This window comes from Shewanella sp. Arc9-LZ (assembly GCF_010092445.1).
Lineage (GTDB): Bacteria > Pseudomonadota > Gammaproteobacteria > Enterobacterales > Shewanellaceae > Shewanella.
This window is the reverse complement of the sequence record NZ_CP048031.1, coordinates 1,664,772-1,685,875: the sequence shown is the minus strand read 5'-3', so window position 1 is coordinate 1,685,875 and position 21,104 is coordinate 1,664,772. Positions and strand designations below refer to the sequence as shown.

19 protein-coding genes are annotated in these 21,104 nt (G+C 41.7%); 9 read left to right on the top strand and 10 right to left on the bottom strand.

From position 1 onward, the window contains the following. Window positions 1–42: 42 nt before the first annotated feature. Window positions 43–2,526 carry an ABC transporter permease gene (locus GUY17_RS07245; RefSeq protein WP_162022735.1) on the bottom strand — a complete coding sequence of 828 codons (2,484 nt, stop codon included), beginning with the start codon at window positions 2,524–2,526 and terminating at the stop codon, window positions 43–45. Further along, window positions 2,526–3,275 carry an ABC transporter ATP-binding protein gene (locus GUY17_RS07240; RefSeq protein ID WP_162022734.1) on the bottom strand — a complete coding sequence of 250 codons (750 nt, stop codon included), beginning with the start codon at window positions 3,273–3,275 and terminating at the stop codon, window positions 2,526–2,528. The genes GUY17_RS07245 and GUY17_RS07240 overlap by 1 nt, the downstream gene beginning before the upstream one ends. A 61-nt stretch (window positions 3,276–3,336) precedes the next feature. On the opposite strand from GUY17_RS07240, the gene GUY17_RS07235 reads away from it, so the two are divergent. Then, window positions 3,337–3,894: an arylesterase gene (locus GUY17_RS07235; RefSeq protein ID WP_162022733.1), complete on the top strand. Its 558-nt coding sequence runs from the start codon at window positions 3,337–3,339 to the stop codon at window positions 3,892–3,894. A gap of 175 nt (window positions 3,895–4,069) precedes the next feature. Beyond that, a complete protein-coding gene (locus GUY17_RS07230; RefSeq protein WP_101087882.1) occupies window positions 4,070–5,137 on the top strand; it encodes a DUF3083 family protein in 1,068 nt (355 codons plus the stop codon). Between the two features lie 87 nt (window positions 5,138–5,224). Here the strand turns inward: GUY17_RS07230 and sohB are convergent, their stop codons facing one another. Next, window positions 5,225–6,235: a protease SohB gene (gene sohB, locus GUY17_RS07225; protein WP_162022732.1), complete on the bottom strand. Its 1,011-nt coding sequence runs from the start codon at window positions 6,233–6,235 to the stop codon at window positions 5,225–5,227. Between the two features lie 122 nt (window positions 6,236–6,357). Continuing rightward, window positions 6,358–8,847 (bottom strand): VolA/Pla-1 family phospholipase, encoded by a 2,490-nt coding sequence (locus GUY17_RS07220; RefSeq protein ID WP_162022731.1) that lies wholly within the window; start codon window positions 8,845–8,847, stop codon window positions 6,358–6,360. Window positions 8,848–9,106: 259 nt separating this feature from the next. Between GUY17_RS07220 and GUY17_RS07215 the strand changes: the two genes are divergently transcribed. After that, a complete protein-coding gene (locus GUY17_RS07215) occupies window positions 9,107–9,844 on the top strand; it encodes a YciK family oxidoreductase (protein ID WP_011638022.1) in 738 nt (245 codons plus the stop codon). An 89-nt stretch (window positions 9,845–9,933) separates the two neighbouring features. Here GUY17_RS07215 and GUY17_RS07210 read toward each other — a convergent pair whose 3' ends face one another. The 6 genes from GUY17_RS07210 to pspA form a co-directional block, all read right to left on the bottom strand. Then, window positions 9,934–10,269 (bottom strand): helix-hairpin-helix domain-containing protein, encoded by a 336-nt coding sequence (locus GUY17_RS07210; RefSeq protein WP_101087875.1) that lies wholly within the window; start codon window positions 10,267–10,269, stop codon window positions 9,934–9,936. A gap of 141 nt (window positions 10,270–10,410) precedes the next feature. Then, window positions 10,411–11,502, bottom strand: coding sequence for a TIGR01620 family protein (locus tag GUY17_RS07205; protein WP_101087873.1), 1,092 nt, complete (start codon window positions 11,500–11,502; stop codon window positions 10,411–10,413). 35 nt (window positions 11,503–11,537) lie between these two features. Beyond that, on the bottom strand, window positions 11,538–12,980 hold the full coding sequence (locus GUY17_RS07200) for a YcjX family protein (protein ID WP_162022730.1): 1,443 nt from the start codon (window positions 12,978–12,980) through the stop codon (window positions 11,538–11,540). 53 nt (window positions 12,981–13,033) lie between these two features. Continuing rightward, window positions 13,034–13,429 (bottom strand): envelope stress response membrane protein PspC, encoded by a 396-nt coding sequence (pspC, locus tag GUY17_RS07195; RefSeq protein WP_101087871.1) that lies wholly within the window; start codon window positions 13,427–13,429, stop codon window positions 13,034–13,036. Beyond that, window positions 13,416–13,655 carry an envelope stress response membrane protein PspB gene (gene pspB / locus GUY17_RS07190; RefSeq protein ID WP_174839632.1) on the bottom strand — a complete coding sequence of 80 codons (240 nt, stop codon included), beginning with the start codon at window positions 13,653–13,655 and terminating at the stop codon, window positions 13,416–13,418. Before pspB ends, pspC begins: the two co-directional genes overlap by 14 nt. A gap of 19 nt (window positions 13,656–13,674) precedes the next feature. Beyond that, the gene (pspA, locus tag GUY17_RS07185) at window positions 13,675–14,358 is read right to left on the bottom strand and encodes a phage shock protein PspA (protein ID WP_162022729.1); all 684 of its coding nucleotides are present in this window, start codon (window positions 14,356–14,358) and stop codon (window positions 13,675–13,677) included. Window positions 14,359–14,550: 192 nt separating this feature from the next. On the opposite strand from pspA, the gene pspF reads away from it, so the two are divergent. From pspF to GUY17_RS07155, 6 genes are all read left to right on the top strand, one after another. Beyond that, window positions 14,551–15,630, top strand: coding sequence for a phage shock protein operon transcriptional activator (gene pspF, locus GUY17_RS07180; RefSeq protein ID WP_101087869.1), 1,080 nt, complete (start codon window positions 14,551–14,553; stop codon window positions 15,628–15,630). An 83-nt stretch (window positions 15,631–15,713) separates the two neighbouring features. After that, window positions 15,714–17,339, top strand: a complete 1,626-nt coding sequence (locus GUY17_RS07175; RefSeq protein ID WP_101087867.1) for an ABC transporter substrate-binding protein — start codon at window positions 15,714–15,716, stop codon at window positions 17,337–17,339. After that, a complete protein-coding gene (locus GUY17_RS07170) occupies window positions 17,340–18,371 on the top strand; it encodes an ABC transporter permease subunit (RefSeq protein WP_101087865.1) in 1,032 nt (343 codons plus the stop codon). Beyond that, window positions 18,358–19,248, top strand: a complete 891-nt coding sequence (locus GUY17_RS07165) for an ABC transporter permease subunit (protein ID WP_101087863.1) — start codon at window positions 18,358–18,360, stop codon at window positions 19,246–19,248. Before GUY17_RS07170 ends, GUY17_RS07165 begins: the two co-directional genes overlap by 14 nt. A 3-nt stretch (window positions 19,249–19,251) precedes the next feature. Beyond that, window positions 19,252–20,259, top strand: coding sequence for an oligopeptide/dipeptide ABC transporter ATP-binding protein (locus tag GUY17_RS07160; protein ID WP_101087861.1), 1,008 nt, complete (start codon window positions 19,252–19,254; stop codon window positions 20,257–20,259). Next, window positions 20,240–21,025 (top strand): ABC transporter ATP-binding protein, encoded by a 786-nt coding sequence (locus GUY17_RS07155; protein WP_011638034.1) that lies wholly within the window; start codon window positions 20,240–20,242, stop codon window positions 21,023–21,025. Before GUY17_RS07160 ends, GUY17_RS07155 begins: the two co-directional genes overlap by 20 nt. Window positions 21,026–21,104: the final 79 nt, after the last annotated feature.

Below are 21,104 nucleotides of genomic sequence, written 5' to 3'. Positions count from 1 at the left end.
AAGGGAGATGACAATGCATCTCCCTTAATATTTGTAAGTACTTTAGCCCTCTTTTAACATGTCACTGCACGACTTATTGAGTAACTGACGACAACGCCAAATCCCTAAGATTGCAACAATTAGCGCGCCTGCGATTGGAGTGATGCCCCACCATGGCCAATGCATGTATACCACTAACTCAAACACTTGAGTTTTTAACATGTATAAAGCAAACTCAGCCACTATCACCGCTAATAAACCAGCAATTGCACCAAGCAAAGCAAACTCAATTCCAGTAGAAGCACGAAGTAACCAACCGGATGCGCCAAAAGTTCGCAACACTGCGAGTTCTCGTTGTCGAGTCGCCATGCCTGCCTCAGTTTGCGCAATCAACACCAAGGCACTGGCCAACAACACTAATGCCAACACTAGTGATAGTGATAATGACACTTGATCGATTATTTGCCGTAGCTGCTCAACCATCGCCCCAACATCAATAATCGATATCGTTGGAAATTGTTGGATCAGTTGCAATACCACTTGATTGGCGCTCAGCAAGCTACCATCCGCCGCTAATTGCGCATCATTAAGGTGAAAACTGGCCATCGAGGTATAGGCAAATGGCGCCAACGCTTCAGGGGTAAAAATCATGAAAAAGTTAGGTTGTAGGGTTTCCCACTGAACCTGTCTAATACTGGCAACCTTCACCGAAAAGGATTGATTATCGATGCTATAAGTGAGCTTGTCGCCAAGTATAACGCCTAGTCTATCTGCGACACCGGACTCAACCGAAACATCATCCGCAGCTTGATTAAACTTGCCCTCAAGCAGCTTATTATTTGGCGGTAAAGTATCTCGATAGGTTAAGTTTAATTCGCGAGAAATCCCCACTCGCCCTTCAGCTCCGTTTTCAGCTTGTTTGCCCGAAATCAACTCCTCGTCGTTAATATGAGTGAGTCGGCCACGCACCACAGGATAAATATCGGTAGCGTTAATATGATTTAGGCTTAAAAAGTCATTTAATGGCTTAGCATCCTCAGGGGCTATATTCACTAGAAAGTAGTTAGGTGCATTTTCAGGTAACTGCTTTTGCCATTCATTAAGTAAATCTTGACGCAAGGCCAAGATGGTGAGCAATAATACCAATGCACTGCTAAATCCAACCAATTGCACAGCATTTTGACGAGCACGACGGCGAAGCCCAGCTAATGCTAGTTGGAAAGGATTGGTGGTTTTCATGCCAATGCCATGACCGAAACGGATCATCACAAAGCCCAGCACACTGAGTAAAAAACCTAACAACAGCACCGCAAGTACCACTGTCATCGTCAATGCTAAACTTCTTGAATACAAATACCCCAACAAGGCCATCGCGGCCAAGCTTAATAGTAAATGGAGCCACATGCCCAGCTGCAGGCCTTCTAATTGGCGCTGCAATACTCTTAACGGCGGAATGGCTAACAGCCGCATTAACGGATAAGCAGAAAACATAAATGCACTGATTAGCCCCGTGCTTACACCTAATAAAATAGGGCGTAAATACGGTGGAGAATAAGCGGCTATCTCTGGTGGTAAAAATGCCGTAATGCCAATGTCGAGCAATAACCCGCCCAATAAACCCAGTGCAATACCCAATAAGGTCACTAACGACAAATGCAGTCCGAATAACACCCGAATTTGCTTGCCTGAAGCGCCAAAGGTTTTCAGCATGGCCACAACATCATAGTGGCGTTGACAGTAACGCTGCGCTGCAATACCAATCGCGGCGCACGCTAATGCAATACCGAGTAAACTGGCTAGCAGCAAAAAGCGCTCCGCACGTTGCACAGCTGAAGCTATCGGGGAATCTCCCGATTGCACATCTACCCAACGCTGGCTGTTATTGAGCAAAGGTTTAGCTTGCAGTTCAAAGGCCGTTAGCTGCTCTGCATCACCAGTAAATTGGTATAAATACGTCACCCGACTACCAGGTTGAATAATACCTGTCGCCGCCACATCATCTAAACGGATGAGTAATACTGGTGAGGACGCAAACGGATTAAACCCTGCATCCGGTAAACGACTAATCTCTTCGGTTAGCGATAACTCACTATTGCCCAACTCAATGCTTTTTGGGTAGCCAAGCAAACCACCTAAACGATTTTCAAACCATGCTTGCCCCTTGCTTGGTAATGCTCGAGTGACACCGTTACTCAGTTCTATATCGCCTTTTAACGGATAGCCATCACCTACCGCTTTAACGGTCACTAATTGAAATTTATCGCCCGAATACACCATCGAGTTAAATTGCATGTTAGTGACGTGGGCAAGGCCTAACTCATTGGCAACAGTAAGGACTTGTGCATCAAGTTCAACCGGTGAGTCGATAATACGGTCGGCGGCAATAAAGTTAGAGGCTTCGCCATTAATGGCCACTTGTAAACGCTCACTAACCCGCGCTAGCCCGGTCACGGATAACACCGCTAACGTAATAGCCAACACGATAAGAATTAATTGTCCTTGAGCGAGTTCACGTTTAAACAATCTCCACGCAATTTGCCACTCCATTAATTAACCTCCGCAACAGGTTCCGCGCTCACATGGGCAGCCTTAAGATTATCTGCGTATGGTTCTGATAAATGGCCATTTTCCATCACTAATTGGCGTGCGCAACGTTTTGCTAAATGTAAATCATGCGTCACTAACACCAACGTGGTGTCACTTTCTTGGTTTAACTCAAACAACATATCAGCAATTTTATCACCATTCACACTGTCTAAGTTGCCTGTTGGTTCATCTGCAAACAGCACTTTGGGTTCACAAATAAAAGCTCTGGCAATAGCCACACGTTGCTGTTCACCACCCGATAATTGTTTAGGCAAATGATTTAATCGATGAGATAAACCAACGCGATTGAGCATGGTTTGGGCTTTCTGCTTGGCATCTTTCACCCCTGCAAGCTCTGCGGGTAGCATAACGTTTTCAAGCGCTGTTAAGGTATCAACCAGCATAAATGACTGAAAGATAAAACTGACTTTTTGCTTACGAAGCGCTGCTTTTTGCTCTTCATTTAATCCGGATAATGCCACCCCATCCAACACTATCTCACCAGAGGTAGGTGTATCTAATGCTGCAAGTAAACCCAATAGTGTCGACTTACCTGAACCTGATGGTCCCAAAATGGCGATACTGTCTCCTTGCTTGACTTCTATATTAATGCCGTTGAGGATAGTCAACTCTCCCTCTTGGGTCACGACAGTTTTATTGAGGTTAGTTACAGTAATGGCACTGGTATTTCGATCGATATTATTAGACATACAATCCTTCTTATATTCGTCACTGAAACGCGTGCTTACCAGCGTGTTTATACTGATAGTTATGAGTGTACCGACCTATGCTGCCACGATTTTGATATTAGGTGATAGCTTAAGTGCAGGCTATGGCATGCCAGAAGATCAGGGATGGGTACAATTATTACGTAACCAGTTGCCTCAGCATCAGATAATTAATGGTTCTGTTAGTGGTGAAACAACGGCGGGAGGATTACGTAGACTCCCGAGTTTACTGGCTTCAAGCCAGCCAGACCTGATTGTCATTGAGCTAGGTGGTAATGATGGGTTGAGAGGTTTTCCACCAAATAAACTGAAATCAAATCTTACAAAAATCATTACCCTATCGCAGCAACAAGGCGCCAAGGTGTTATTAACTGAGATTATGGTACCACCGAATTACGGCCCGAGGTATGCCAAATCTTTTACTCAGATTTATCATCAGTTAGCCGAACAATATACTATTAAGTTAATCCCTTTTTTCATGCAAGATATTGCCACCGACAAAACGCTTATGCAGCGCGATGGCATTCATCCGAATGAACAAGCTCAAGACACTATTACGCAGTTAATGTTACCTTGGATCACACAAGTTTTATCCGAGTAAACACTTAAATTTGAACAATTTTTGTTCGACATGTTAAAAACATTTTAATAAAGTGATCGAAAGTCATTTTAATTTAAGCATCAATGTTTAAAATGGACACTCAGCAAGCGCATTAAATAAGCATAAACATATAACGATAAACTTTAGACAACAACTAAGGCAATAAGGAAATAATATGTCCGTCAGTCGTCAAAAAAAAGTATACTTGCCAACAGCAACACGTAAAAATCAATACATTACCATTGGTTTTCCGTTAACTGATGAATATCTTAATGCATACAGTGATTTAGAAACTTGTTACGATGAATTTAGCAAACTCGTCTATCAACTAGCCGAAAAGCAAGAATTGTACAACGTGCACGTTGTCACTACCGATAAATTGCCTATGGTACGCTTCCACAGTGAAGCTTATTGCTTAACCACAGATGAGCAATTACGTTTTTTCTATAACCCAGCCCACCATGAGGCTAACCGTTTACACAGCGTTGCAGGCTTTAGAGCTAGAAAACTTAGAATTGTATTTTTAGCCACTGGCAATGACCTTCGCAGTAATTCGGCTGAGTTTCACTCTCATGTACAAAAATTTATAGCTGAATTAAAACCATTATTACCCGTTAAAAATGTGCCAATTAAAGTCCGTGACCACCAGCATATTTCTTATGATTTCTTTGCTAAAGCAAAAGGACTAAAAGAAACCTACGGTTATAAATTACGCGCTGTTGATAGTCGCTATCACCGACGTCATTGCGAGCTACCAGAAAATGTCAGCACGCTCAATTATGTCACCATAAACATTCCAGTTGACCGCCGCATCAAAAAGCAGTTACTCGCAAATGATACCACCGACTTTACCAGTGTTTATCAAAAGGTATGTGACAAGTTTATCGAAGCGACTAAAAGCAAACAGCTTAATCGTGTTGCGGTGGTTGCCAACGGCAAAATACCACTTGTACGTAACAGTAAGTATGAGCAATTAACCAGTACTAACGAATTTCAGATGGTTGGGTTTGATCCTCATGCAGAATCACCAGAGCCGATTTGCCACTGGGATGCGAACAAGCTTGTAGACGTTTTCCGATTTGTGATTGTCGCAGGTAAAAGCGATGAAACAGACGAAGGCTATGGTCGTTTTATGAATCAAGTTGAAGAAGCTATACGTGTATTTACCAATGAGTTCGACATTGATAAAGAACACGCCGATGTCATTTTACGTTTCCATCAACACATCAGTTACAAAGCTTAGTCACTCATAAGCTTTACAGTATAAAAAACGACAGCCTAGGCTGTCGTTTTTGTTTTTAATCAATTGCGTTGTAGTGATGTTGCTGTACTACACCGATTGATTACGCTCCGCAAAACGATTCATCATAGTGGTCACTGATAGTGAAACGCCATGAGCAATTTTATCTGCTAGCTTTTTCTTCATTTGATATTGAATTTTAATCACTTGATGGGTGTTAACCAAGTCTAAAATTACATCATCGCTGGTAGAAACCGCATCGATAAGCCCTAAGTCAATTGCTTGCTGGCCATACCAATGTTCGCCAGTGGCAACTTTAGCAATGTCCATATTAGGACGATAACGGCCGACAAACTCTTTAAAAAGCACGTGAGTTTCTTCTAATTCCTGTTGGAACTTAGCTCTGCCTTCATCAGTGTTTTCACCAAAAACGGTTAAAGTACGTTTAAAGTTACCTGCGGTGTGCTGTTCATAATCAATATCATGATTTTTTAACAAACGATTAAAGTTTGGTATTTGCGCAATCACCCCAATTGAGCCCACTATAGCAAACGGTGCGGCGTAAACCTTATTAGCCACACACGCCATCATATAGCCACCACTTGCAGCCACTTTATCCACGCAAATCGATAATGGGATATTAGCTTGACGCAAACGATCTAACTGACTTGACGCTAGGCCATACCCATGAACCATACCGCCACCACTTTCAACATTGACCAATACTTGGTCATCTTTATCTGCGATGGTTATAATAGCAGTCACTTCTTCGCGTAATGACGCGACTTCATTGGCATCTATACTGCCTTTAAAATCAATAACGAATACTTTGCCTTTGGTTAAGTTTTGTTTCTCAGCCGCTTTTTCGGCTGCTTTCACTTGCTTTTCATAGGCTTTAAATTGCTTTTTAGGCAGTAACTCTTCTTTCAACTGATGCTTTAACTGCATAAGCTCATCTGAAATATCAGTCAGTCTTAGCTCACCTTTATCAGATTTGTTTTTCATGCTTGCTGCCAGCACAAATATTACTACCGCTAAAATAGCGACAACAATGGTTACCGCTTTTGCTAAAAACAGGCCGTATTCATATAAAAATTCCAAAACTCGCTCCATACAGGGATGACAATCTTGCGGTATTTTAACAGTAATAACCGACAAGTAGACAATAAAAAACCCAGCTAATTGCTGGGTTTCTTAAGATATTGCGTACTAAATAGTAAACATTAGTTACAGCTTTGGATCACATCGCTGTTACTCACAACAATCGTAGCTTGTCCTAAACCTGCTGTTTTTGCAAAACCAGCAACTTGAGACTGCATTTCAACAGTCGCAGCAAGAGCCATTCCGTCTGTTACACCATCTACTTCACCTGGGCTAACAATCGAACTGTGATGGCCTTTAGAGAAGCGTACAGCACCAGAACCTGGCGTTGTAGTATCAACACATCCTAGCGCTAGCGAGGTAATTAACGGTTCAGTACCCGATAATGGGAAACCTTCAACGCTGTTAGGTAATGTTTGGTCACCTAAGTTGCCTGCCCCATCGCCAACCACTTCAATTAAATGCACTGGTAAACCAGTAGCCGCTAATTTTTCGCCATGGTTAATTGGGTCAGCAGAATCGACAGCTGTTTGCACTGCAAAAGCAAATGTTGGTATAAACTCAGCATACACTGCTTGAACTAAAGCAGCATACTCGGCACTACCGTCCTCATAACCTGCAGTATTTGCAGCAGTAACGAGAGCGGCAAACGTACTAGACGCGGTGACATTGGCGAATAACTGTGGACCAAATGCAGCAGAACCCGCAAATGCACCAGCTAAACCACCAGCAGGCGCCACTAACGATGTTGCATTAATAGCATAAGCGTTAGGTAAAGCATCACCCGTCATAGGATTAACTAATCCAGTACTAGCATAAGTAGAGAATGTAGTGCCAACAATGCCACCTAAACTCAAACCTTGTGCACTGATTTTAGACACATCAAATACTTGAGGTTGATTTGCCGCAGCGAGTTGTTGCGCCATTCCAGTCAATAATAATCTTAACCCTAATTGGTCTAAGGTTGCTTGACGGAAATTGTCACGCACTGTCAATGTGCTGGCGATGTTAACAAACACTAATGGGTTACCATTGGTGAACGCATTAGGCTTACCGACTACAGGACCAAAAGCTGGGGCTGTTGCAGATATCTCATAAGTGCCGTCTTTGTCTAAATCAAATGAACGAGCACCGTGCAATGGCATATCAATCGCAATAGTGGCAACACCAGCTGCAGCGTATGTACCCGCATAAGCTAGTGCCATTTCTTTACCACCACCTAAACCATGCATTGCGATTGTGGTTGGCCAACCACTTGTTGGAGGCACAAAAGTTCCACCTTGAGCAGCGGTAAATGCGGCAAGCTTAGCCGCATTCGGTAAGGTAATTTGAACTGAAACAGTTTCATAACCTTTGATAGCCGGAATAGGGTTAAACTTGGTTAAATGTTTCGTTTTATCTGCAGCAGTACCGTCATCAAGTTTCCACTGTTTACCTGCAAGCAATGCTGGGTTACTTAATGCAGCTTGAGGGTCAACACCATTAACAGATGCTTGAGCAAAAAAGTTAGCTTGGCTTAATGTACCCGCCTGTAAAGCTAGCAATACCGACACAGGACTGTCACCTTGAGCAAACCAACGGCCATTAGGTGCTGTTGGAGCACCATCGACGATTGGGATCACACAGCCAGCTGATGAACAATCACCGTAGATTGGCAGTTTAATTTTGGCTGTATAAAGATCAGCCATATCGGCGACTACATAGGCTGCACCCGATGCTGGCGTTAACCCAGCAGCCTGAGCAACTGTCAATCCAGTTGGCGTAGGAGTTTGCACAAATGAAGGTGTGTAAGCAGGATTAGAAGCCATCAATAATTTAGTGGTTTCATACACATCAGCGACTGACTGAGTGGTGAATAAACCTGAAAAACTAATCGATTCAGGATCAACACCGTGTGTTTCAGCAACACCTTTTTCATAACTGTTGACCAGATACTGCAGCATTTTTTGTTGTTCTGTTTCAAGCTGCTGTGTTTCAAAATCTAACTTTAACAGACCATAAGTTGTTGACGGAGCAATAGCACGGCCTAGCGAGTCTTGAATAAGATCGGTAGTCACATAGATATAAGACTGACCAGCTTTTAATGGTTTAATCGGTACTATGGCAACTTTATTGCCTGATGCTTTTGATACAAAATCAACACCAAATTGAAGCTCTTCACCTACTTTACAAGCTGAAACTGAAGGTGCTGATTTACACTCAGCATCACTTGATAATGCTCCGCCCACCGTCGCTTCAAACATACGCACCGCACCAGGTTGAAACACAGAAGCTGCATCTAACGTTAATGCATTGCCCTGTAAATCATTAGCAAGTTCGACAGTAATTGAAATTGGTGAACTAGTTGACCATCCATCTAATGCACCTAATGCAATTTGAGGATCAGTATAGTTACCGCTGGCTTCGCCAGGGATAGATAATGTGCCATCAGTGGTTCCACTGAAGAGTAAGTCGTTTGGTAATGGTACTTTGCTATTAGCAGGATCAAACTGCATATGTGAAACAGGCACTAACGGCTCAGCATTATCTACTGCTTCGTTAAAACTGTCACCACCACATGCTGTCAAGCCAAGAGCAGATGTTATTGCAACACCCAAAATGAGTCTTTTCATCTTTTTTCCCCAAATCTTGTTTTAATAATTTTGTTTTCCCCAAGAATTGGTCACAATAGTCCTATCATGCGACCATAAGGACTTATGTTAGTCCTTAACTATTCTCAAGTTAACGTAAAATTATTGAGTTAGCTACAAGTTTGTTACATGCAAATGACCTATTCTCATACAATTATTAATCATTTGTTTCAAACGGTCGTTTATTTTTTATCCGGTACTAGATTTGACGGGCGATTGCGCTAAGAGGAAATAATCAATCATGTTGGAATATCAAGCTGCAAAAGATTTACTCAATAACAAAACAATCTTGGTTACGGGCGCTGGAGACGGTATTGGTCGTGCAGCATCAATCGAATTTGCCAAACACGGCGCTACGGTAATTTTGCTCGGTAAGACCGTTAAAAAACTCGAAAACGTATACGATGAAATTGTTAATGCCGGTTATCCAAAGCCAGCCATTGTACCGTTAGATATGAAAGGCGCGACCGAACAGAATTATATTGATATGGCAGACACCATTGCCGAGCAGTTTGGTCATTTAGATGGTTTATTGCATAACGCATCTCAGTTGGGGGCATTAGGTCCATTTGAGCATATCGATTTAACCTCGCTTGAAACCATTTTGAAGGTCAATGTCACGGCTCAAGCCATCATGACCAAGTCATTATTGCCTATTATGCGTAAAGCCGAGCATGCTTCAATTGTGTTTACTTCTAGCGGTGTTGGACGTAAAGGTCGTGCTTATTGGGGACCTTATGCATTTTCTAAATTTGCCACCGAAGGCATGATGCAAGTATTAGCTGATGAATGTGACAATACCTCTGTAAGGGTTAATAGTATTAACCCAGGCGCGACTCGTACAGAAATGCGTGCAAAAGCTTATCCTGCTGAAGATCCACAAACACTAAAAACAGCTGAACAAATTATGCCGACTTATTTATTCTTAATGGGTAATGAATCTATCGACACCAATGGCCAAGCACTTAATGCACAATAGTTAACCTGGATTAGTTAACCTGCATTTGGGTTCGCTGAAATAGAAAACGGAAGCAATTGCTTCCGTTTTTGTATTAATAAGCGTCTCAGTTAGAAACTCATATTCTCGGTATTCTGGCTGACTAACTTTTCACCAATTCCTGTCACCATGGTTAACTGTTTCAGATCGGTAAATTTGCCGTTTTTGGTTCGATAGTCAACAATCGCTTTTGCTTTGGCTTGCCCAATACCTTTCAGCGCTTGTAATTCTTCAGCGCTGGCTTTATTGATATTGACCTTTTGCATAGCCGTTGACTTTTTCTCCATCGATTTTGTGGCTTGTTTTGTGGGCTCTGCCATTGTCTTTACCGTTTCAGCGGCGTAAGAATGACTACTTAACAAACAACATAAACCCATTAATAATGCAGTTAATGACAATGATTTCATTAGATTCTCCTTTCCTTCCTTAGTTTGCTGGTATGCGTCCTTCTCCATTACCAAGCTCGAACGATTCAGAACGCTATACGTTTTCCGAATCGGAGGCTAACTGTAGTCAACAAAACTGAATTGTACAAAAAAAACACTAATTTATTCGCTATTATCAGCTGACTGAGTTTGTTTCTGTTTATTTTTAGACATCATTGACGAAGTAAACTGCTTTAATTCACCGAGTAAATGTTGATGAACGTGGGATAATTTAGGCTTGTTGTGTTTGTTAAATGCAATCGGCCGGCACAAGCTCATGGCTTGATAACCTAACCTTGCGGTAAGTAAACCACCACCAAGTCCTTGTGCAATCCGAGCAGACACCTTGCCGGTCATTTCTACTGATAATAATTGGGTACCTAAATCGGTAATCACCTCGGTACTGCCAGCATAAATAATATTCGTCACAATACTACGAATCAGTTTTATGCGGCTCCAGTAACCCAGCTCCACGGCATAAATGGCAGCGACTTCATTAATCATTTTTTGATTTCGCCACAAGATAATAGCCATATCCAGCGCAGCTAAAGGGCTTGCGGCTAATAATAATGCCGACTCAGCAGCAAAGCGGTTAACGCGTTTCTTGGCCAGTAAATCGCGCTCGGATAACACGATATCTTCGAATAACAACACGATTTCTGCATCATTATGTTCATGGCTACAGGCTTGTAAATATTGTTGTTTAGCCTGATTATTTGGGTATTTGGCTAATATTGGTGCCAAAAACGTTTTGGCTTCGCCCATTTGCATGCTTTGGGATAATCGTTCAGCTGTGCTTTGATGATCACTGACTTGTTTAAGATTAACCAACTTACGCCATTCTTTAATCGTAATGACCGTGGCCCATAAGCTAACAATGGATAACACAGAAGCATAAAAACCAAATAACCACGGACTTTGTTGAAAAGAGTCAAGTAACCCCATCACGGTTTGTACGATAACCAATAACACCAAACCAATTACCGATAATATAGCCAATAACGACCAACGCTTAGCCTTTGCAGGTTTAATGCTGTCTTCCATTGCTGCTGGCAATTCTGTTAGCGATTGCTCACAAATAAAGTCAACTTCTTCAAATGATTTAGTCGGCTTAATTGCTTCTTCAGCCGATTGAATCTCATCTGTCACAATAAGATCTGACTCGGTAAATATTTGCGATTTTTTTATCGGCGAATTACGTGTAGGTTCATTCATAACTAATGCTCACATTTATTCTCAAAATAAAACCATTAAGACAATTTATCGCCTAATAGAAACTCCAAGAGATGGTCGAGACGAATGTGTTCGAATTGCGGATTGTTATCGTGGATATGGCTCAAATTGGGCGGTAGAAAAGCACTAAAGCTAAACCCTTGTTGTTGCCAAAACTCTGCATCGGGTAATGATGTGGGCACATCTCCTGGGTATACGGTGACTTGCTTACCATCAAGCCCAGTGCCTTTTACCACTTCTTGTTGAACACCCTCTATATTAACCATCCCGTGTTGAGTAGCCTTAATCGCACTTATCGCCATGGTTTCAACTTCACTGCCTTCAAAGTTGGCATAATGCTGGCTTTGTTGCAGCATTGCGGTTAACAAACTAAGCACATGGCCTTGCTGATCACGGGTCACTCTGTCTACTTGGCTGGCAGCAAATAACACTTTGTCTATCCGCGGTGAAAATAAACGTTTAATTAAGCTCGACTGGCCAAACTGAAAACTTTCCATAATGCTGTTTAATGCGCGCCCCATGTCATTAAACTGTGCCTGACCATGATTAAGTGCGTTTAAACAATCAACCAACACTAGTTGGCGATCAAATCGAGAAAAGTAGTCGCGGTAAAATGGCTTAACAACTTGTGATACGTACTGCTCATAACGGCGCTTAAGGACATGATAATTTGAATCGCTTGGGCTTGCTGATAATTCTGAGTGCTGAATTGGGCTTAAGGTAAGCAATGGGAAAAATGTCAATAACGGGGTATTTTCGTATTCGCCCGGTAACAACATACGCCCTGGTTGAGCGTGATAAAATCCCTGTTGTCTAACCAAGTCGACCAATAAAGTTTGATACAAGTCAGCAATGTACTTAAGGTGCTGTTCATCAGCTAATTGGCTTAACTCTAATTTCTCTAAAGCTTGATTGAATGCGCTAAATAAGGGCGAGTGACGTAAACATGTCACATTAACCTGTTGTGATAAACACCATTGAGTAAAATCTTGTTTAAGCATCGGTAAATCAAGTAACCACTCACCAGGATAATCAACAATATCTACGTACAAGGTTGCGGTATCTGTTAATTTAGCTAACAAACCTTGTTGAGGCTGATACTTAATGGCTAAACGTAATTCGGTAATGTTTTTGGTTGAAGCAGGCCAATAAGGAGGCGACGAACATAATGCATTCATTGCACCTTGATAATCAAAACTGGCAATGTCTAAATCAGGTTGCATAGCGCGATTGACAGCAATTAACCGACCTTCGCGTGCCACTTGCCATAATGGTAAAGGATTGTGCTTGGCGCCTTTTCCTGCATGCAATAACTGATTTACTAAGCCACTAATAAAAGCGGTTTTACCTGCACCGGATAACCCAGTGACGGCTAATCTGACATGACGATCGGTACTGCGGTTAACAATAGACTGAGCGGTTTGGCTGACTTTAAACAAGGAACGATCTAAAAATCTCATGATGGCTGATGGCTCCCAAAAAAACACGGGCGGATAACCGCCCATTAGAAGGATTAAAGACTATTGATTTGGCGTTTAAGATCAAAGTTGTCTGAGGTGACATGTTCTTCGAGTCGTCTTAAACGGAGTTCTAATCCGTTAAATTGACGATTAACATCAAACAACGCTTGCTTTGCAGGTTCACCTGCTTGCCAAATTTTCTTTTTAATTTCAATATCTTTGTGATTTTCTTTGTTGTCTAAGTTTTGTGGTTTGATGTCTAATATCATCCATAAGGCAATATAAACAACAAACACAATCCCTGTTCCACCGAGTAAGAATATCGACACAGCAATGACTCGCACTAGCCATGTTTCAAAGTTAAAGTAATCTGCAATACCTGAACACACCCCAGCCACTTTACCATTTTTTGGGTTGCGGTATAGAGTACGACCATTAGATGGGACCATGTTTTGCTCTCCATTCTGGTGATTCAGTATCTAAAATCGCTTCTAATGTTTCAATGCGACCGCTCATTTTTTCAGCTTTCGAAATGAGACCATTAAGCTGGTTAAATTCTTCCTCGGTGAGCCCCTGGCTCACTTGTCGCTTACTGCGATAATGAAGAACCAACCAGATAGGTGCCACAACAACCATAAAGATGATAATTGGTGCAATAAGAAGATCCATATCCATAACTCACCTCTGAATAAATTTACGCTTTAGATTTAGGTTGTGCTTTCGCACTCATTTTTGCTTTTAATGCTGCTAATTCATCATTGACAGAATCTTCTGCTTCTAATGCTGCAAACTCGTCAGCTAGAACGTTCTTTTTACCTAAATCATATGATTCTACTTGTGCCTCAAGTCCTTCAACTCGGCGCTCGTATTGTTCAAACTTCATCATTGCATCATCGATTTTGCTTGAATCAAGCTGCTTTTTGACTTCTAAACGTGAAGTGGCAGTTTGCTTACGCATAATGATGGTTTTTTGACGAGCACGAGCATCATTCAATTTTTCTTGAAGTTGAGCGATTTCATCTTTTAAACGAGCGACATGCTCTTCAACAACTTGCAGTTCCATCTCAAGTGCTTGCAATAAACCAACCGTTTTTTGCTTTTCACTCAACGCGGCTTTGGCTAAGTCTTCACGATCTTTGGATAACGCTAACTCAGCTTTATTCTGCCAATCTTGAACTTGCTCTTGAACACGAGCAATCCGGCGAAGTAATTCTTTTTTCTCTGCCAATACTTTAGCGGAGGTTGAACGTACTTCAACAAGTGTGTCTTCCATTTCTTGAATGATAAGACGGACCATTTTTTCTGGATCTTCGGCTTTATCAAGTATTGCGCTGATATTTGAATTAACGATATCTGCGAAGCGAGAGAAAATTCCCATAATGTGTTCCTCAAAATTAACGTGGATGTCGCAGTAGGTATTACACATTACGTGCCAACATTTACAAATGCAACAACATCATATACTTAAACAAATATTTAACTTTTGCTTTCTTTTAACACTCAAGCCATTTATTATGATTTTCACCAATTATTAGTCTAATTCACTAACAATTTTGCGAGTAAGCTAACTGTGAGCAAACAATTCCAGCAAGACAATCTCATCGGCCAATCTAATGCACTGCTTGAAGTATTAGAACATGTGTCTAAAGTCGCGCCATTATCTAAGCCGGTGCTCATTATTGGTGAACGCGGTACGGGTAAAGAATTAATTGCCGAACGACTACATTACTTATCCCCTCGTTGGGATCAAAGCTTTATTAAACTCAATTGTTCTTCATTAAGTGAAAACTTACTCGAAAGTGAACTCTTTGGCCATGAATCTGGTGCATTTACGGGTGCGAAAGGACGACACGAAGGCCGTTTTGAACGCGCCGATGGCGGAACACTGTTTTTAGATGAATTAGCCAACACTTCTGGATTAATCCAAGAAAAGTTATTACGTGTCATCGAATATGGTGAATTTGAACGAGTCGGTGGCAGTAAAACGGTTCAATCTGATGTGCGACTGATTTGTGCCGCCAATGAAGATTTACCTACCTTGGCTGACAATGGTGAATTCCGAGCGGACTTACTCGATCGTTTAGCCTTTGATGTGATCACCTTGCCACCATTAAGACATAGAACCGAAGACATTATGCCATTGGCCGAACATTTTGCTATTAGCATGGCAAGGCAACTATCACTGGAATATTTTAGTGGTTTTAGTCCGTTGGCGGTAGAACAATTAATGATGCACAGCTGGCCAGGAAATATCCGAGAATTAAAGAATGTCGTCGAGCGAAGTGTTTACCGTGAAGGCGCTGATGGCCAAGAGATTGATCATATTATTTTAGATCCTTTTGCATCTCCCTATCGTCCTGTAAATCGTGTCAAAACCCGCGAACGTCAATTAAATCAAATAGAACATGCACCAACACCAGTGACGGAATCGGCTGAGTTAAATATTAAAACGGAAACATCTGTGGTGCTTAATAGCATCGAATTCCCGATAGATTTTAAAGAATACACCGAAAACAGCGAAATAGAACTATTGCAACGAGCATTAGCTGAAGGCCAATATAATCAGAAAAAAACCGCCGATTTATTGGGCTTAAGCTACCATCAGCTTCGAGGTATTTTGAAAAAGTACAATTTACTCGACAAGAGCTGAATCAAGCTTGGATATGCTCATTGCCCCAATGCAATGAACACTGTTAAAATACCCACTCAAAGTCGATAAAAAATGATCACACTATGCCTGTTATAGTAAAACGCTGGTATCAGCAGATGTCTTTATGTCTCTCCAGCATCATGCTGGCTGCATGCGGACAAGTGCAATTGCCTTCTGGCCTTGTGTATTGCAGTGAAGGTAACCCTGAAAGCTTTAACCCTCAGCTTGTTACATCAGGCACCACTATTGATGCAACTTCACATCAAATTTACAGTAGACTCGTCAATTACAGCCAAGAAAAAGCCGAAATCACACCTGGTTTGGCGACATCATGGCAGGTGTCCGATGATGGTTTAAATTATCTATTTACTTTACGTCAACATGTGAGTTTTCATAAGACCCGCCATTTTACTCCTGCAAGAGACTTTAATGCAGATGATGTGTTGTTTTCGTTTAATCGGATTATTGATCCACTGCATCCCTATCACTTAGTCAGTAGAACCGGTTACCCATTTTTTCAAAGCATTGGTTTTGCTGATTTAATTGGCTACATTGAAAAAGTAAACGACTACCAAGTTATGTTTCATTTAACTCGGAAAGACGCTTCTTTTTTATCTAATTTGGCCACTGATTTTGCCGTAGTGTTGTCGGCAGAATATGGTTATCAACTGTTAGCGCAAGGCACACCTGAAGATATCGATTATTACGCGGTAGGCACAGGACCTTTTCAGCTTAGCCAGTATGTGAAAAATGAATATATTCGCTACAAAAAGAATCCAGTTTATTGGGGCCCTAAGGTCGAGCTTGATCAATTAGTGTTTGATATCACCCCCAGAAGCACCGCACGTATTGCTAAATTAATTACCGGAGACTGCAGCGTTTCAGCATTACCTAAAGCTGGTGAACTGGCAGTGCTTGACCAACATAAAGATATTATTATCGATGCAAAACCTGGATTGAACGTCGCATTTTGGGCATTTAACACTCAAAAACCGCCATTAGATGATGTTCGTGTAAGACGCGCACTTGCGCATGCTATCGATAAAAATAATATTCTAGACGTGGTATATAACGATACCGCTGTCGAAGCGACAGGCGTTTTACCTCCGGCATCTTGGGCTTACAGCAAAAACTTATCTCCAAATGAATATAACCCTGAAAAAGCCAAAGTATTACTGCACCAAGCAGGTGTATCTAACTTATCCATTAATGTGTGGGCCATGCCAGTGGCGCGAATTTATAATCCGAGTGCATTGAAAACAGCGGAGCTCATTCAAGCCGATCTAGCCCGTATTGGCGTAAAACTGAATATCATTAGCTATGATTGGAGTGTATTCACTCAGAAGTTAGCCAGTTCCAATTATGATTCAGTGCTTATTGGTTGGAATGCGGATAATAGCGATCCTGATAACTTTTTCACTCCACTATTAAGCTGCGCCGCATTAGCTTCTAATAATAATCGCTCTCGTTGGTGCAACAAAGACTTTGAACATCTGTTAACCCAAGCTCAGAGCGTATCGACTCAACCTGAACGTAAAGCATTTTATCAATCAGCAGAAGCTATTATTAGCGATCAAGTTCCGCTAGTAACAATCGCACATGCCAAAAAAGTGGTATTGAAAAAGAGTAATATTACCGCCATGCAAATTAGGCCTTATGGCGGTATTTCCTTCGCCAAAACAACTCAAGCAATAGAGGGAACTGAATAAATGTGGCGTTATCTTTTTAGTCGCATAACCCTGTTTATGGCCACGTCGCTAGTCATGGTGGCCGTACTCTTTATGGCATCGGGACAGTTTCCTGTCAGTAAAGCATATTCTCTGTCTGGGGTTCAATATCCCACGCTTGAACAACAACAGCAAATAGAGCAAGACTATCAACTAAATGATAACCAATTACTGCAGTTTACCGCCTACTTGCGCCAGCGCTTATCGGGTAACTTTGGTATTTCCAGTAACTCACAGCAAGAGGTATTGGAGGAGCTTGAAGCAGTACTACCTGCGTCTTTTGAATTATCATTATTTTCTGGTTTTATTGCCGTGTTTTTTGGCGTGCCCATTGGCGTGCTAGCCGCATTAGGTAATAACAAAGCACTGCAACGCAGTATTTTAGCCATCACCTTAACAGGCTATTCTATCCCGGTATTTTGGCTCGGCTTGACCTTATCTATGTGGTTTGGGGTTAATCTCGGCTGGCTGCCTATTTCAGGGCAAATCAATTTACTTTATGAAATTGAACCTGTGACAGGTTTTATGCTGGTCGACACTTTATTATCCGATTCTAGTTATCGCATTCCGGCGTTTCATGATGCTTTATTACACTTGATTTTACCGGCGGTCACTTTAGCGGTACTTCCTTTTACATTGGTAGTGAGGATCACCCGGCAAGCCATTTTAAATGTGATGAATCAAACCTATATCCGCGCCGCTGAAGCTCGCGGTTTACACACGGCTAAAATTCTACTCCGTCATGTTTTGCCCAATGCCTTAATTCCGGTAATAAAAAGTATTGGTTTAATGCTGGGATCATTTGCCAGTTATGGCATTGTGGTTGAAGTGATATTTTCGTGGCCAGGGGTTGGCAGTTGGTTAGTGTCGGGCATTTACCAGCGTGACTATACTGTTATTCAAGCGGGTATCTTATCTGTTTCATTATTAATTATTTTCTTAAGCATTTTGATTGATTTACTGCATACCGCAATCAATCCAATGAGCAGAAAGGAATTGTATGCCTCGAATTAAAATATACCAAGAAGACCATATAGCCTCGCCTATGTGGCGAATGTGGCAAACATTTTCTGCTAACCCATTTGCGGTGATCGGTCTATGGGCAGTTATTTTTTTATTAATATTAACTATTTTCGCCCCGTTTATAGCGCCTTATTCAGCAGAGATGCAAGACCAACAAGTATTACTTTTACCGCCATCATGGGATCCAGCAGGTACTGTAGAACACTTCCTTGGAACTGACGATCTAGGACGAGATATTTTTAGTCGAATCTTACACGGGGTACAATTAACCTTTGGCATGTCATTATTAATTGTTACTGCATCGCTGATATTTGGTTTTATTATTGGTTCTCTTTCAGGAATGATGCACGGCATAAAGTCGAGTGTGTTAAGCCACTTGCTAGATGCATTATTGTCTATCCCATCGTTATTAATGGCTATTCTAGTGGTTGCTGTCATGGGACCTGGGCTTAATAATGTGTTTTGGGGCGTTGGGATTGCGATGGTTCCACAATTTGTGCGTGCTATCCATCTAGCGGTTCATGAAGAGCTTCAAAAAGAGTATGTTACCGCAGCCAAATTAGACGGTGCCAACTCGTTACAAGTTTTTTGGTATGTCATCATGCCCAATGTATGGGATGTGGTGATTATTCAGGTCACTATGGCAATATCTGCCGCAATACTCGATATTGCCGCTCTCGGTTTTTTAAACCTTGGTGCACAAGCACCGAGTCCAGAATGGGGTGCAATGGTCGCACAAGGGCTTGATAATTTACTGCTTGCGCCTTGGACCGTTACTATCCCAGGTGTCGCGATTTTGTTTACTGTATTATCGGTCAACTTAGTCGGCGATGGTTTACGTTCTGCGCTTGCACCGATAAGAAATTAACCTATGCCTTTACTCGATATTCGTAATCTCACCATTGAATTAGATACACCTGAGGGCACTGTGAAAGTGCTCGAAAAAGTCAGTTTGACTATTAATCCAGGTGAAATCCATGGACTTGTTGGCGAATCTGGCTCTGGGCGCAGTTTATTGGCCAAAGCGATTCTAGGCGTACTAGGTCCTAATTGGCATATTATTGCTGACCGTATGATGTGGGATGGAAAAAACTTATTAGAAATGAGTTCGAAGCAACGACGCTGCCTGATGGGCAGTGAAATGGCGATGATTTTCCAAGACCCTTCTGGCAGTTTAGATCCGGTTAAAACCATTGGCAGTCAATTGATTGAAGCTATGGTACCCAACAAAAATATTCCTTTTTGGCGACGTGGAAAGGCGACCTATTTAAACGCGCAGAAATGGCTCCACAAAGTCGGTATAAAAAAACCAAAACAACTGATGAAGTGCTATCCATGGGAATTGTCTGAGGGCGAATGCCAAAAAGTGATGATTGCGATGGCTGTGGCGAATCATCCTAAATTGCTGATTGCCGATGAGCCAACCAACTCAATGGAGCTCAACACCCAAGCGCAAATTTTCAGACTATTGTCGCAACTCAATCAACTGCAAAACGTGTCTATTTTATTGGTTAGCCATGAGTTAGAAACCATGGTGCACTGGTGTGATAACTTAACGATTTTGTACAGTGGTCAAGTTATGGAATCAGGCCCTGTTAGCGAAATGGTAGCAATGCCTTATCATCCTTACACACGGGCATTATTAAAAAATCTACCTGACCATACTGAAAAAATGCGTCATAAAGCTAACTTACCCACACTGCAAGGCTCTTCGCCGTCGATGCAGCATTTACCTGCCGGTTGTCGGCTTGGTCCACGTTGCCCAGAAGCCCAACGCCAATGTGTAAAACAGCCTAATCTTGAACATATTAAAGACCGCTATTTTGCCTGCCATTTCCCTTATAAAAGTGAGCAAGAAGATGACGATGCCATTGCTTAAAGTAACCGACTTAAGTAAACAATACTTAACCGGTTATAAGCATTTTAAACCTCAATATTATCAGGCTCTCTCTCCGGTTTCATTTGAACTCGGTCGTGGTGAAACCTTGGCTATTGTGGGGTCGGTTGGTTCGGGTAAAAGTACCCTCGCCCGAATTCTAGTGGGTGCTGAACAACGCAGTGGCGGCGACATATTTTTTGAAGGTGAAGCTTTAGAAACACGTAATTTAAAACAACGGTGTCGGTTGATCCGGATGATTTTCCAAGATCCGACAACCTCGCTTAATCCACGTTTATCGATTGGTAACTTACTTAAAGAACCGTTACGGTTTAATACCCAATTAAGTTCAACTGAACGAAAAACATTGGTGATTGAAACCTTAAGAAAAGTCGGCTTATTACCTGAACACGCAGAGTTTTATCCACACATGATTTCCGAAGGCCAAAAACAGCGTGTCGCGGTTGCACGTGCCTTAATGCTTAACCCTAAAATTATTATTGCAGATGAAGCACTAACGGCTTTAGATTTATCGGTCCGGTCTCAGATTATTAATTTGCTATTAAAGCTGCAAAAAGAGATGGGATTATCGTATATTTTTGTATCACATAATCTGAATATTATTCGTCATGTTAGCGATAAAATTATGGTGTTGCAAAATGGTCATATGGTCGAGAAATCTACTACTGAGGCCTTATTTACTTCACCACAACATGAATACACCCAACGACTCATTCAAGAGCAAAGTCAATTTATGCAAAAGCGCTAAACTGCTCCAACCACTGTGGTTTTGAGGGCGTTTTAGAAAAAATCAGTGCCAATTGGCCGTCGAACTATTTATCCTAGAG

What these genes read in the sequence shown, in the direction of transcription:
- GUY17_RS07245 (WP_162022735.1), bottom strand. Translation starts at nt 2,526, where the DNA reads ATGGAGTGGCAAATTGCGTGGAGATTGTTTAAACGTGAACTCGCTCAA.
- GUY17_RS07240 (WP_162022734.1), bottom strand. Translation starts at nt 3,275, where the DNA reads ATGTCTAATAATATCGATCGAAATACCAGTGCCATTACTGTAACTAAC.
- GUY17_RS07235 (WP_162022733.1), top strand. Translation starts at nt 3,337, where the DNA reads ATGAGTGTACCGACCTATGCTGCCACGATTTTGATATTAGGTGATAGC.
- GUY17_RS07230 (WP_101087882.1), top strand. Translation starts at nt 4,070, where the DNA reads ATGTCCGTCAGTCGTCAAAAAAAAGTATACTTGCCAACAGCAACACGT.
- GUY17_RS07220 (WP_162022731.1), bottom strand. Translation starts at nt 8,847, where the DNA reads ATGAAAAGACTCATTTTGGGTGTTGCAATAACATCTGCTCTTGGCTTG.
- GUY17_RS07215 (WP_011638022.1), top strand. Translation starts at nt 9,107, where the DNA reads ATGTTGGAATATCAAGCTGCAAAAGATTTACTCAATAACAAAACAATC.
- GUY17_RS07210 (WP_101087875.1), bottom strand. Translation starts at nt 10,269, where the DNA reads ATGAAATCATTGTCATTAACTGCATTATTAATGGGTTTATGTTGTTTG.
- GUY17_RS07205 (WP_101087873.1), bottom strand. Translation starts at nt 11,502, where the DNA reads ATGAATGAACCTACACGTAATTCGCCGATAAAAAAATCGCAAATATTT.
- GUY17_RS07200 (WP_162022730.1), bottom strand. Translation starts at nt 12,980, where the DNA reads ATGAGATTTTTAGATCGTTCCTTGTTTAAAGTCAGCCAAACCGCTCAG.
- pspC (WP_101087871.1), bottom strand. Translation starts at nt 13,429, where the DNA reads ATGGTCCCATCTAATGGTCGTACTCTATACCGCAACCCAAAAAATGGT.
- pspB (WP_174839632.1), bottom strand. Translation starts at nt 13,655, where the DNA reads ATGGATATGGATCTTCTTATTGCACCAATTATCATCTTTATGGTTGTT.
- pspA (WP_162022729.1), bottom strand. Translation starts at nt 14,358, where the DNA reads ATGGGAATTTTCTCTCGCTTCGCAGATATCGTTAATTCAAATATCAGC.
- GUY17_RS07175 (WP_101087867.1), top strand. Translation starts at nt 15,714, where the DNA reads ATGCCTGTTATAGTAAAACGCTGGTATCAGCAGATGTCTTTATGTCTC.
- GUY17_RS07170 (WP_101087865.1), top strand. Translation starts at nt 17,340, where the DNA reads ATGTGGCGTTATCTTTTTAGTCGCATAACCCTGTTTATGGCCACGTCG.
- GUY17_RS07165 (WP_101087863.1), top strand. Translation starts at nt 18,358, where the DNA reads ATGCCTCGAATTAAAATATACCAAGAAGACCATATAGCCTCGCCTATG.
- GUY17_RS07160 (WP_101087861.1), top strand. Translation starts at nt 19,252, where the DNA reads ATGCCTTTACTCGATATTCGTAATCTCACCATTGAATTAGATACACCT.
- GUY17_RS07155 (WP_011638034.1), top strand. Translation starts at nt 20,240, where the DNA reads ATGACGATGCCATTGCTTAAAGTAACCGACTTAAGTAAACAATACTTA.